Annotated in this window: 12 protein-coding genes; 4 read left to right on the forward strand and 8 right to left on the reverse strand. The window is 52.7% G+C overall.

Annotated features, from left to right (window positions below; genetic code table 11):
- Window positions 1-24 precede the first annotated feature (24 nt).
- Window positions 25-645, reverse strand: a complete 621-nt coding sequence (locus HMPREF1141_RS13615) for an ECF transporter S component (RefSeq protein WP_009065477.1) — start codon at window positions 643-645, stop codon at window positions 25-27.
- Window positions 646-723: 78 nt separating this feature from the next.
- On the opposite strand from HMPREF1141_RS13615, the gene HMPREF1141_RS13620 reads away from it, so the two are divergent.
- The gene (locus HMPREF1141_RS13620) at window positions 724-981 is read left to right on the forward strand and encodes a hypothetical protein (protein WP_009065393.1); all 258 of its coding nucleotides are present in this window, start codon (window positions 724-726) and stop codon (window positions 979-981) included.
- Window positions 982-1036: 55 nt separating this feature from the next.
- Here the strand turns inward: HMPREF1141_RS13620 and HMPREF1141_RS13625 are convergent, their stop codons facing one another.
- The gene (locus HMPREF1141_RS13625; RefSeq protein WP_009065391.1) at window positions 1037-1468 is read right to left on the reverse strand and encodes an Lrp/AsnC family transcriptional regulator; all 432 of its coding nucleotides are present in this window, start codon (window positions 1466-1468) and stop codon (window positions 1037-1039) included.
- Between the two features lie 203 nt (window positions 1469-1671).
- On the opposite strand from HMPREF1141_RS13625, the gene HMPREF1141_RS13630 reads away from it, so the two are divergent.
- Window positions 1672-2625 (forward strand): agmatinase, encoded by a 954-nt coding sequence (locus HMPREF1141_RS13630; RefSeq protein ID WP_009065407.1) that lies wholly within the window; start codon window positions 1672-1674, stop codon window positions 2623-2625.
- Between the two features lies 1 nt (window position 2626).
- Here the strand turns inward: HMPREF1141_RS13630 and HMPREF1141_RS13635 are convergent, their stop codons facing one another.
- The 3 genes from HMPREF1141_RS13635 to HMPREF1141_RS13645 form a co-directional block, all read right to left on the reverse strand.
- A complete protein-coding gene (locus HMPREF1141_RS13635) occupies window positions 2627-2824 on the reverse strand; it encodes a hypothetical protein (RefSeq protein ID WP_009065436.1) in 198 nt (65 codons plus the stop codon).
- A 249-nt stretch (window positions 2825-3073) separates the two neighbouring features.
- Complete coding sequence (gene hutI, locus HMPREF1141_RS13640; RefSeq protein WP_009065390.1) at window positions 3074-4321, reverse strand: imidazolonepropionase; 1248 nt, start codon at window positions 4319-4321, stop codon at window positions 3074-3076.
- Window positions 4322-4340: 19 nt separating this feature from the next.
- Window positions 4341-6362, reverse strand: a complete 2022-nt coding sequence (locus HMPREF1141_RS13645) for a urocanate hydratase (protein WP_009065416.1) — start codon at window positions 6360-6362, stop codon at window positions 4341-4343.
- Between the two features lie 196 nt (window positions 6363-6558).
- On the opposite strand from HMPREF1141_RS13645, the gene HMPREF1141_RS13650 reads away from it, so the two are divergent.
- Entirely contained in the window at window positions 6559-9573 is a 3015-nt protein-coding gene (locus HMPREF1141_RS13650; protein WP_051044316.1) for an AAA family ATPase, read from the forward strand.
- A 184-nt stretch (window positions 9574-9757) separates the two neighbouring features.
- A complete protein-coding gene (locus HMPREF1141_RS13655) occupies window positions 9758-10546 on the forward strand; it encodes a hypothetical protein (protein WP_009065439.1) in 789 nt (262 codons plus the stop codon).
- A 97-nt stretch (window positions 10547-10643) separates the two neighbouring features.
- On the opposite strand, the gene HMPREF1141_RS13660 is transcribed toward HMPREF1141_RS13655, so the two are convergent.
- The 3 genes from HMPREF1141_RS13660 to HMPREF1141_RS13670 all read right to left on the reverse strand — a co-directional run bounded on the left by HMPREF1141_RS13660 (window position 10644) and on the right by HMPREF1141_RS13670 (window position 12289).
- Complete coding sequence (locus tag HMPREF1141_RS13660) at window positions 10644-11336, reverse strand: aspartate/glutamate racemase family protein (RefSeq protein WP_196795046.1); 693 nt, start codon at window positions 11334-11336, stop codon at window positions 10644-10646.
- Between the two features lie 88 nt (window positions 11337-11424).
- Window positions 11425-11937: an N-acetyltransferase gene (locus HMPREF1141_RS13665; RefSeq protein ID WP_009065467.1), complete on the reverse strand. Its 513-nt coding sequence runs from the start codon at window positions 11935-11937 to the stop codon at window positions 11425-11427.
- Between the two features lie 22 nt (window positions 11938-11959).
- On the reverse strand, window positions 11960-12289 hold the full coding sequence (locus HMPREF1141_RS13670; protein ID WP_009065457.1) for a DUF4274 domain-containing protein: 330 nt from the start codon (window positions 12287-12289) through the stop codon (window positions 11960-11962).
- Between the last annotated feature and the right edge of the window lie 13 nt (window positions 12290-12302).

The raw sequence follows: 12302 nt of genomic DNA on the forward strand, positions 1-12302 counted from the left end.
TGAAAGCTTCGCGCAAATGATTTTTCAGCGCTGCAGATGCTGAAGCGCCTTGCGCAGGGTCAGTACAATGGGCGTGCCGATCAGCACAATACCCGCGCATTTGATGGCAGTGGAGGTGGAGATCAGCCCGATGATCAGGCTCAGCGCAGGAGTTCCGGTCTTTTCTAAAATCTGAGCGGCATACAGCAGATATAGCATGGCGTATACGCCAAAGGTGTTGGTCAGGTTGCCGATTGCCAAACTGATTGCCACAGAGAGTGTTTCTTTGCCCTTAAACTGGGGCAGCAGCTTTTGCAGCCCGCGGTAGCTGAAATAAGTAGTCACCGGGATGATTACGCGGGGGAGAATCGAAACCAGCGGGTTTACGAAAAATGGATCCAGAACCGAGACCGGCGAGGTCAGCGCAATGAGCAGGGTGCAGACACCAAAGGCAAAAGCCACCATCAATCCTTCGGATAAGCCGAACAGAATCGCCGTGATGAGAATCGGCACATGCGCAATGGTAATGCGGATCATGGGCAGCGTAATCGCGCCCAGGGGGGTGTTGAGCATCACCACTGTCAAAGCGATCATCATGCCCACCACGGTCAGTCGCTGCGCGGAAAAGGATGTGTGCGAAAGAGGTTTTGTGTTGGCTGTAGACATTTTGTTCTCTCCTTACTGCCGCTCCGGTTATTGTGGATGCGGCGCAACAAATTTTTGCGCACATGGCGCGCTTTCATAATGAAAGACCGTTATTCGGGCTGCCGTTCGAAAAGATATGGCGCTCAAATCAATGGATACGGACTTTCAGACGTTATTGTAACGCAGGACAGTGTAAAAGACAATTATTTTATCATTTTTAACAAGAAGAGTAGATTTTTTAGTTTAATCGGGACAAGCGGGCTTGCAGAATGGGCGGTAAAGCTCCGCTTGAAAGGGCAGAGGATGAACGCCCGAAAAATGATTTTGGGGCGTAAAAAAACGCCAGTTCCTCAGTAAAAACACGGTTTACTGAGAGGACTGGCGCCAGGTGTATCAGAGAATACGAATGCTGTCATTCCGGCAGCGGCTTTTGGTCAAAATAGGTTTTCAGTACCACTGCGGTCTGCGACATGCCAAAGGAACGGATTTCAGACAGCTGGCTTTCCAGCTCTTCAGAATCGGCGACATGAATTTTTAAAAGGGCGTTGTACGGCCCGATAATATGGTGATGCTCCGTAATGGCCGGGTTGTCCTTGGTAAAGGTGCAAAAGCGCGCGTAAGTGTCCGGCGGCACGTTGATCATGATATAAGCCGCCAGCTTTTTACCGGCCGCCGCAAAATCCAGCTTGGCCCGAAAGGCACGAATTGCGCCGGAATCGCGCAGCTGGGCGATCCGTTCCGAAACGGCAGGCGCGGTCAGACCCACCTGACGCCCGATTTCACGCATCGGGGTCTTGCAGTCCTGCTGCAGAATATTCATAATTCTGATATCCGTCTGATCCATGGAACGGCTCCTTCTCGCGAAAAACATTTTGTAAAGCATAAGACGCACTTTACCGAACAATAGTAAGCAAATGGATTATACCACAAAACAAGTTCGCTGTACAGATTCCCAGGCCGGATGCTATAATAAATACACATTCAAAGAGGCCCGCAAAGGGCCGTGAAAAATCATTTGTTGATACAGTTTTGACAGGAGGAACTTTCATGCAGCGCTTAAATCTTCCAATTACCGGCATATGCTCGTTTGGCAAATATCCCATCTGTACCGATCTGGAGCAACTGGACGCCGATATTGCCGTTTTAGGTGCACCTGTTGACTTTGCAGTAGGGTATATGAGCGGCGCGCGCCTTGGGCCTCGCCGTATTCGAGAGGCTTCTACCCAGTATAGCCGCGGCGAAACCGGCTATTACGATTTTGAACATGACTGCCAGCGGCTGGCTGCTCCTTTAAAGATTGTGGATTGCGGCGACGCGGATATTCTTCAGGCAGATCCGCAGCACACTTTCGACGCAATTTCAGACGGTGTCAGAGGGATTCTCAGACGCGGCGCGGTGCCGATTGTACTCGGCGGCGACCATTCGATCAGCGCGCCGGTGGGCAACGCCCTTGAAGAGCTTGGGGAAGAAATCTGCGTGGTGCAGTTCGACGCACATTTAGACTGGAATGATCATGTCGGTCCGCTCCGCTACGGCAACGGCAGCCCCATGCGCCGCTTGTCTGAAATGGATCATATTGGCCCCATGATTCAGATTGGCCTTCGCGGCATCGGCAGCAGTAAAAAAACAGATTTTGATGACGCCAAGAAATATGGCAGCGTTCTCATTTCCTCGCGCGAAGCCGACCAAATGGGGGTGGAGGGCGTACTGGCCAGAGTCCCCAAGGCGAAAAATTATTATATTACCGTAGACATTGATGGTTTCGATATGTCGATTGCGCCCGGCGTGGCGTCGCCGTATCCCGGCGGCCTGCTGTTTGACCAGGTGTGCGACATCATTTCCGGGGTGGCAAAAATGGGCCGTATCGTCGCGGCAGATTTGGTAGAAATCGCTCCTTCGTTTGACCCCTCCGGAATTACAGTACGTCTCGGCGCGCTGATGATGCTGCACACCATGGGTCAGATTGAGGCCCAGATCAAGGAACAACGTCAGAACTCCTGATCTAATCCAATGATTTTGCGTACACCTCCTTTTTATCATTACCATAAAATAACTCAACGAAAGCAGGCAGCCCGCCGACCAGCAGGGCTGCCTGTTTTCGTTTCTGAATAAAGTTGGTTCCTGAATGATTGATTTTCTTCCCTTCTGCCATGTGGGAGAGGGAAGCAGAAATGGGTTGATCTGTTCTGGTGTGGTTCAATGTATTGCTGCCTGGAAGTTTCTGTCCGGAATGTGTGCAAAGCCGCAGAAAAAGAGGAGGGAGCAACACTGTTCCGGCTCTTTGGCAGGTATTCCGGCCGCCAAAAAACCCGGGAAAATGTTGCTCCGTGGCAGAAGTCAAGCACCTAGTTGTGCAAGAACGTATTAGCAAAGTAAAGAGAGAAGCGTTCGGCGGAGCGGCAGGCAGAATGTCACTCCGCCGAATTTTTCTCTGTAGTAAGGAGAGGGTTTACCGTTTGTGAACGATCTCACCGTTTTTGATGACGGTTTCGACCAAGTTAATAGCAGTATGGTAGGGCAAGTAATGAATCGAGGGGTATCTGAGAAGAATGATATCCGCCTGTTTGCCGGGCTCGATGCTGCCGATCCGGTCGGCTCTGTCTACCGCTGCTGCGCCGTTGATGGTAAGAGCGGTGATGGCCTCTTCGATCGACAGACCCATGTAAATGCAGGCGAGTGCAATCATCAGGGGAATGGAGTTGGTAAAGCAGCTGCCGGGGTTCAGGTCGCTGCCAAGGGCAACCGCCGCGCCCTCGTCGATCATTTTGCGGGCTTTCGCGTACGGTTCCTTCAGGCAGAACGCCGTGCAGGGCAGAACGTTGCAGATCACGCCGGCCTTGGCCATGTCGGCAATCCCCTTGTCGGAGCTTTGCAGAAGATGCTCGGCGGAAACAGCGCCCATTTCGGCCGCCAGTTCAGCGCCGCCCAGCTGAACAATTTCATCGGCATGAATCTTGAGCTTAAAGCCCATCTTCTTTGCCTCTGTCATATAGTGGCGGGAATCTTCAACAGAGAATACATTCTTCTCCGTAAAAATATCCGCGAATTCAGCAAGGTTTTCTTCCTTTACCACAGGCATGACTTCATGGAGCAGAAAATCGATGAAATCACGCTCACGGCCCTTGTATTCCGGCAGAACGCTGTGCGGACCCATAAAGGTGGAGACAACGTCCACACAGTGTGTGCTGTTCAGCTCTTTCATGGCGCGAAGCTGCTTTAATTCGGTTTCCTTATCCAGCCCGTAGCCGCTTTTTCCTTCCACGGTGGTCACGCCGAATTCCAGCATGCGGTCGAGCCGGTCGCGGCCCACCTCCACCAGTTCTTCCAGCGATGCCGCGCGGGTTTTCGATACAGACGCATTAATTCCGCCGCCGCGTTCCATAATGGACATGTAGCTGTCGCCCTTCAGGCGCCAGGAGAATTCATCCGCGCGGTAACCGCCGAACACAAAGTGCGTGTGAGAATCCACGAATCCTGGCATAACCGTTTTGCCCGTCGCATCGATGATCTCGCAGTCGATTCCGCTGCACTGCTGTTTCAGCTGCTCGGTCGTGCCGACAGCGACGATCTTGTCGCCGTCGATCAGAACCGCGCCATCCTTGATCATTCCGATGTCGGACATGTCTTTGCCGTGCTTCGGCCCTTTCCCGGCGCAGGTAACCAGCTCTGCGGCATGGCAGATCAGTTTTTTGCTCATGATCGGTTCCTCCGCTTTCTTATTTCACGATTTTATCGTAGGTCTTGTTAATGAGATCGTCAGAGGCGATATAAGGCATTGTGATCGCGTCAGAGTCCTTACGGGTCTGGTTATACTCCGCAACGGTCTCAATGGAATGCTCGCAGCGCGCCCAGCTTCTTCTGGCGACGCCGATCATGGTATCCCACGGGATCGAAGCCATCAGAATGTCGTCCACGCGTTCACTGCCGTCGAGCACCATGCCGAAGCCGCCGTTGATGGACTTGCTGATGCCTACGCCGCCGCCGTTGTGCAGAGCCACCAGGCTCATGCCTCGCGCTGCGTTGCCGGCGTAACAGTGAATCGCCATATCGGCGGTCACATTGCTGCCGTCGTAGATGTTCGAGGTCTCGCGGAAGGGAGAATCGGTTCCGCCGGTATCGTGGTGGTCACGGCCGAGCATTACGGGGCCGATTTCGCCGTTTCTGACCATCTCGTTGAATTTCAGGGCGATGTCGCGGCGGCCAAGCGCATCCTGATACAGAATGCGGCACTGGGTGCCGACAACCAGCTTGTGCTCTTCCGCGTCGCGGATCCAAATGTAGTTGTCACGGTCTGCGCCGCGGCGGTTGGGATCGATGATGGACATGGCGGCGTGGTCGGTCTTGCGCAGATCCTCCGGCTTGCCGGACAGGCAGCACCAGCGGAACGGGCCATAGCCATAGTCGAACAGCATCGGGCCCATGATATCTTCCACATAGGAGGGGAAGATGAAGCCTTCGCTTGTGTCCTCGCCGTTTTTGGCAATATCTTTCGCGCCGGCGTCGAATACGGCCTTCATAAAGGCGTTGCCGTAATCGAAGAAGTAAGTGCCGTGGTCTACCAGCGTTTTAATCAGGTGGAAGTGCTTCACGAGAGACTCGTCAACCTTCTTGCAGAAGGCATCCTTGTCAGTAGCAAGCATTTTGGTGCGCTCTTCAAAGCTCATTCCCTGCGGGCAGTAGCCGCCGTCGTACGGCACGTGACAAGAGGTCTGGTCGGAGAGCAGGTCGATGTGAATGTTGTGGTCCACGGCGTACTGCAGCAGATCTACAATATTGCCGTGATAAGCGATGGAAAGAACCTCTTTCTTTTCCATAGCGTCCTTTGCCCAGGCAAAAGCGTCTTCCAGAGTTTCGGCTACCTTGCCGACCCAGCCCTGGCTGTGGCGGGTTTCAATACGGGAAGCGTCCACTTCGGCAACAATGCCTACGCCGCCGGCGATTTCAACCGCCTTGGGCTGCGCGCCGCTCATGCCGCCGAGGCCCGAGGTGACAAACAGGTGTCCGCGCAGATCGCCGTCCTGCGGAATGCCCAGAACCTTGCGGCCCGCGTTGAGCAGAGTGTTGAAGGTGCCGTGGACGATGCCCTGCGGCCCAATGTACATCCAGCCGCCGGCAGTCATCTGGCCGTAGCTGGAAACGCCCATTGCGGTGGCCTTGGCCCAGTCGTGCGGATTGTCGAACATACCGATCATCAGGCCGTTGGTGATAATCACGCGGGGGCTGGTCTTATGGGACTTAAACAGACCCATCGGGTGGCCGGACATCATGACAAGCGTCTGTTCGTCAGTCAGCGCTTCCAGATATTTTTTGATCAGCTGATACTGCATCCAGTTCTGGCAGACCTGGCCGGTCTCGCCGTAGGTAACCAGCTCGTAGGGGTACAGGGCCACTTCGTGGTCCAGGTTGTTATCGATCATGACCTGGAACGCCTTGCCTTCTACACAGTTGCCCTTGTACTCGTCGATGGGCTTGCCGTAGATGCGATCCTTCGGCATGAAGCGATAGCCGTAGATGCGGCCCCGTGTCATCAGCTCCTCCAGGAACTCCGGAGCAAGCTGCTCGTGAAGCTCTTCCGGAACATAACGCAGCGCGTTTTTCAGTGCGAGCTTGATCTCTCTTTCGTTCAAGGTCAACTCACGCTTCGGTGCGCGGCGAACACCCTCTTTGAAGGTGGGATATTCCGGCAGAACGGGGTCGAGTTTGATTGTCATAGCATTACCGATCTCAATATTGTTCATGTGGTAGAACCTCCTTTGCAAATATATAGTAGCACAGCGCTGTCTAAATAACGTCTATAATAAGCGGGGATGACTTAAAAAAATTTGAATTCATAGATGCTTTTTCATGAAAGATCGTGTATAATAAAATGCAGAGGAGAAATTTGAGCCGATTCGTTCTGTTTTTTTGTTGAATATGAGAAAGAGGGTTTCCGTTATGCCGACTATTTCTTTCCAACTTTTGCAGACCCCGAGAGTTTTGTTAGACGGGCAGCAGGTTTTGCTTCCGTTTAAAAAGGCAGAAGCGCTGCTGTATTGCCTGGCCCTGAAAAAGACGATTTCAAGGGAACAGGCCGCGAATCTGCTGTGGGATTCCGACGATTCGCAGGTGGCCAAAAAGAATCTGCGCCATACGCTTTATACGATTAAAAAGACGTTTGATCTGGAACTGATTGTTTCGCCGAAAAAGCACCTGCTTACGCTGAACCCCGAGCTCAGCTACGATATCGACTATGACAACTTTATGAAGAATCGTGATTTCTCGCTGTGCGACGGCGAGCTGATGCAGGGCTTCAGCCTGAAAAACGCGGACGTGTTCGAAAACTGGCTGGATATGGAGCGCACCGAGCTCAAGGAATATTATCTGCGCCAGCTGTACGACAGCATGATTCAGGCCGCGGGCAAGGATGTTTCTGAGACGGAATCGCTGTTTGCCAAATATGTCAAGAAAGATCCGCTGGACGAGCGCGTCTATCAGCTGATGATGGAATGCTACCAGAGAAACGGCCTCTATTATAAAGGAATCAAGGTGTATCAGAATATCAGCAAGCTGCTCAACGCCGAGCTGCGCATCGCGCCGTGCGCCGAGCTCTCTCAGCTGCACCGCGAGCTGCTCAGCGCGTGGACGCAGTCGAGCACCGAAGAGCCCGAGCAGCCGATGGTGCACGTGATCGGCCGCAAGGAAGAGATGCAGTATCTGATGAAATCGTACCGCTCGTTTTTGCTTGGAACCCCCACGGCCATTTTTGTTCTGGGCGACAACGGCGTCGGAAAAACATACCTCATCAATCATTTTTTTGACAGCATCGGTGAGGATTCCTGCATTGTGCTGAAAACCATCTGCTTTCAGGAGGAGCGGGAGTTTATTCTCCAGCCCTGGAACACGATTATGCTGCAGCTCGATCAATACATCCGCAGCCATAACATCTCAGTTCCCGCCAACTATATGAACCACATCAACACGCTGTTTCCGCTGTTCGGCGACCGGCCTCTTTCGCTGCAGGTGCCGGAGGACATCATGATCTCTTACAACTACCGCACCACTCGCAACAGCGTGCTCAAGCTGTTTTCTCTCGTGGGGGAGGAAACGCCCATCATTCTGTTCTTCGATAACATTCAGTTTATGGATAACCTCAGCCTCGAGCTGCTCTCGCTGATTATCCGTGAGCGCAACCCTAATATTATGTGCATCTGCACCTGCCTGGATGTACAGACCCCGCAGCTTCAAAAGCAGATCAATGCCTTGCTGCGCGAAAAGTTTGCCACACAGCTTTTGCTGGAGCCTTTCAGCGAGCAGGTGGTCAAGGATATTCTTGCCGACCGTCTGGGGCCGGACGCTCTGAACGACCAGATCATCCGCCACATTTATCAGGATTCGGAGGGCAACGGCTTTTTCCTCGATCTGCTGATGAGCTACCTGACGCAGGATGCGGGCGCGTCCGGCGTGCACATGCCGTCGAATCCGCAGGATATCCTGCTGGCCCGGCTGGAGGAGCTTTCCACCGATTCGCGGCAGCTGCTCGACACCATCTCGGTCTGCCCCGAGTCCATCACGCTCGATATCGTCGAATATATCTTCAATCGCAACACCTTAGAGATCATAGAATTGACGGATGATCTCAAGCAGCGCAGCCTGATCCGGGAAAAGGTGTCGGACGGGCAGATCCGCTTCCAGTTCCGCCACGCGAAGATGCAGGATTTCGTCCATTCGCAGCTCTCACCCTCCAAGCGCAGGCTGCTGCACGCCCGCGTCGCCAATTATTACGAGCAGGCGGCCGAACTGGTTCATAACAACAGCTGGTATCAGCGGGTGATCTATCATTACGCGCAGGCGGGCAACGACGCCAAGGTGCTGCAGTATAAGATTTTGAGCCTTTCGGATTATTCCCGCTTTAATTATGAGCTGTATCCGATTCTGCAATTACAAAAGGATTCGGCACTAAAGGCGCCGAAGCAGCTGACCAAGTATTTTGACGAGCTGACGGCGGAGCTGGTTCGTCTGTATAACTACCAGCCGAACGCGCTGGATTTTGCCGAGATGGAAACGTGGCTGTATCTTGTGATCGGCAAATACTGTATTTCGCAGGGACAGTACAAAAAGGGGCTCGACGCGATTCACCGCAGCCTGAGCCATGCCGAATACCTGGAGGAACACCCGCAAATGCATATTGCCTGCCTGCGCCAGCTGACCTTCTACGGGATTCAGGTGGGGGATACCGGGCTGATGTGCGAAAACATTCAGAAGAGCATGGAGATCGCGAAGGAGAACCGCCTTGGGATCGATTACGCGATCGAATGCCGGCTGTACGGGCTGTACCTGCTGATGTGCGGCCGCTACGATGAAAGCCGCGAGCAGCTGAATCAGGCCATCAACCGGTTTGAATCCGCATCGCTGGATGCCCAGAACTACGTGCTGAATCTTGCGGCCTGCTACAATTACCTGGGCGAGGTGGAGCGCAAGCAGCAGAATTTTGAGCGCTCGCTGGAATATTACGACCGTGCGCTGGAAATCTGCAGCGACCGCAAATACCCCAAAAATCCCACATTCTATTCCAATCAGGCGCGCGCGCTGCTTGCGTTGGGTAAGAAGGAGCAGGCGGCTGACCGTTTCTTTACCTCGAATAAGCTGTACGATGCCTCCAACATCCTGGTAGGGCGCGGCATCACCAAATCCTACTGCGCGCTGCTGTACGCCGCCGAAGGGAACTTTAAGGACTCGAAGCCCCTGCTCGCAGAGGCAGAACGACATGCGCAGATGCTGGCTTCGCCCATGTCTTTGGGCATTCTGGAGCGGATTAAGGCGATCCTGATCAAAAACTATCCCGAAGAGTTCACCGACGTGATTCCGGAGGGCTTTGAAGCGTGCTGTGCGAACGCCGAAAAATACATGGGGCACCTTCCGGGGGCCTATGAGCTGTACCTGCCGCTGGAGCTGGCGGACACGACAATTTAAACGGAAAAAAGACGCACACATGGTATGCTATAGCAAATTCAAATCAAAGTCGGAAAGTAGAGTGTTCTCTCCCCGCCGAAGGCGGGGAGAGAACAAAATTTATTCCGCACGATTCTTAGGAAATTGCTGTAAGGGCAGAACATCATACCGGAGAACTGCCGGTATGCAGGAAAGGAGCTTTCGAGTGAAGTTTTCGATCAGAGTAGCCGATCCCGCGGGCAATATCACTATTTTTGTACTGGGCGATGTGCCGCCGGAGCAGTATGCCCCCGTTGCGGCAAAGCTGCTGTCCATGGAAGAGTACCATGCAGAACAGGTGGCTTTTCAGGTACCGCCGCGCATGGGCGCACAGGGCCGCATTCAGATGATGGGCGGCGAGTTCTGCGGCAACGCTACCCGCAGCTTCGGGTATTTGCTCAGCACGCAGCTTCCTGGGACCCCCGATACCGTAATTGTAGAGGTCAGCGGCGCCGAACAGCCCCTCACCGTGCAGATTGACCGGGAGGGCGGCCGGTGCGAAACGGAAATGCCGCTGCCTGTTGGAACGATTCAGATTCCGTTTGACGGTCAGGAATACAATGCCGTTTGCTTTGACGGAATTGTACATACCATCGTTCCCGGAGAAGCCAAAGGGGAGGCGTTTGTCCGGGAACTGCTTGCGGCAGTTCAGGCGGCCGCACCCGCCAGCGCCTACGGAATCCTTTTCCTGAACGGAGAAAACATGGTGCCCGTTGTGTATGTGTGTGACACAGATTCCCTGATCTGGGAGAGCAGCTGCGGCAGCGGTTCCATGGCGGTTGCGGTGTTTCTGGCTTTGCAGCAGGGTGACGGCGAGCATCGTTTCAGCCTGCACCAGCCCGGCGGCGTGATCGAAGCTGCCGCCGCAATCGAAAACGGCAAGGTTATCCGCTGCCGCATGGGCGGCCCGGTGAGCCTGTCGGAAGAAATTATCATTACTCTGCCCGAATTCTGATTTTTCTTTGCATTCCAAAAGCCCGCCAACGGTCTTGTGCTGTTGGCAGGCTTTTTCTGTGCAGAGGGCCATAAGCCCCGCTGAGAAATTGAAAAAATTATCTTTCGATGGACAGCATGGCGGCTTTTGACGCGTGAATTCTGGTCGTATCAAAAACAGGCAGGTCGGTATCCTGCTGCCGAATCAGCATCCCGATTTCCGTACAGCCGAGAATAACTCCTTCAGCGCCGCGCCTGGCAAGAGCCCTGATGATATCCCGATACTTTTCCTTTGAAATTTCCGAAATGATCCCCAAACATAATTCCTTATAAATGATATTGTTTACCGTTTCAATTTCCTGTTCATCCGGGATCAGAACAGTAATTCCCGCACGCGTCAGCTTTTCCTTATAAAAATCCTGTGTCATGGTATATTTGGTTCCAAGCAATGCGACCGTTGTAATGTTGCAGCGCTTTAATTCATCCGCTGTCGCTTCGGCGATATGTAGGATCGGGATGCCGATTTTGCTTTGAACCTGGGGCGCTACCTTGTGCATGGTATTGGTGCAGATCACAATAAAGTCTGCTCCGGCTTTTTCCAGGTTCCGGGCCGCCGCAGAGAGAATATCCGCGCTTTTATCCCAATCACCGTCCGCCTGGCACTTTTCGATTTCTGCAAAATCCACACTGTACAGCAGGATTTTTGCGGAATGCAGTCCGCCCAACTCTTGGTTTACGATTTCATTGATGACCTGATAATAAGTAACCGTGCTTTCCCAGCTCATCCCGCCAATCAGTCCGATCGTTTTCAAGATGATTCCCCCTTTGATCATATTTTATTGTCTCTGTTCCTACTGTCAACTCTTTGTGCCTTGGGTCAATACGCTCACCATTTTCTCGCTATACCTCAAAAAATTCCCTGGCATACGCCACGGTACCGTTCAGTTTACGCGGCTTACCCTGCAGGTCAAGCGCCATATAATTCTTACTTGGAACATCAAACGGCGCCTGGATGCCGTATTGTTCTGCCGGTACATATCCTGCTTTCGGATAATACTCTTCGCTGCCCAGAACTACCGAAAATCCGTAGCCCATCTGAGCGGCAATTTGATGCCCACGAGCCATGAGTGCTGTTCCGATCCCCTGGCGCTGATATTCCGGCAAAACGGAAAGCGGCGCCAAAGCCAGTTCCGTTTGATCGCCTATGCGGATTTTGGTAAATAGAATATGCGCAACAACCTCACCGTTTTCTTCGGCGACCAAAGAGAGCTCCGGTACGTATGCCGCGCTTTTTCGCAGCGCAACAACCAAATCCTGCTCGTTGCCGTCGCAACGTTCCGCTTTCTCAAACGCTTTCTGAACCACCTGATACACTTTTTCAGAATCACTTTTTTGTTCTTGACGAATGATCATTTTGCCCTCCTTAAACCGGGATTTATATGTCTGTCAAAAATACTTCCGGGATGTTTTTTCTAAGCTGATAACGTTGTACCTGTGACAGCGGAATTGTATAGTGGTGTTCTGACTTCTTGTATTTCCCGTTATCAATATCATCATACAGGTCACTGATAAAGCAAAACCATTCCTTTGTGCCGCCAATATTGTGGGCAAAGGTCTGAAAGTATCCAAAGCCATCCCCAAGATAGAAAACCTCTAATGCCAAAGCCAAATCGCAATTCTCATCCAGGAGCATTTGTTTCGGTACATCAAACCCATTATCCCAATTGTAATCTTGGAGTACGGCCTTCATCTTTTCATATGTCATATACTTCCCCTGT

Origin of the sequence: Clostridium sp. MSTE9 (assembly GCF_000277625.1) — a bacterium.
Classification (GTDB): domain Bacteria; phylum Bacillota; class Clostridia; order Oscillospirales; family Acutalibacteraceae; genus Faecalispora; species Faecalispora jeddahensis.

Coding starts and splice junctions, on each gene's coding strand:
- HMPREF1141_RS13615 (WP_009065477.1), bottom strand. CDS start 645: ATGTCTACAGCCAACACAAAACCTCTTTCGCACACATCCTTTTCCGCG.
- HMPREF1141_RS13620 (WP_009065393.1), top strand. CDS start 724: ATGAAAGACCGTTATTCGGGCTGCCGTTCGAAAAGATATGGCGCTCAA.
- HMPREF1141_RS13625 (WP_009065391.1), bottom strand. CDS start 1,468: ATGGATCAGACGGATATCAGAATTATGAATATTCTGCAGCAGGACTGC.
- HMPREF1141_RS13630 (WP_009065407.1), top strand. CDS start 1,672: ATGCAGCGCTTAAATCTTCCAATTACCGGCATATGCTCGTTTGGCAAA.
- hutI (WP_009065390.1), bottom strand. CDS start 4,321: ATGAGCAAAAAACTGATCTGCCATGCCGCAGAGCTGGTTACCTGCGCC.
- HMPREF1141_RS13645 (WP_009065416.1), bottom strand. CDS start 6,362: ATGAACAATATTGAGATCGGTAATGCTATGACAATCAAACTCGACCCC.
- HMPREF1141_RS13650 (WP_051044316.1), top strand. CDS start 6,559: ATGCCGACTATTTCTTTCCAACTTTTGCAGACCCCGAGAGTTTTGTTA.
- HMPREF1141_RS13665 (WP_009065467.1), bottom strand. CDS start 11,937: ATGATCATTCGTCAAGAACAAAAAAGTGATTCTGAAAAAGTGTATCAG.
- HMPREF1141_RS13670 (WP_009065457.1), bottom strand. CDS start 12,289: ATGACATATGAAAAGATGAAGGCCGTACTCCAAGATTACAATTGGGAT.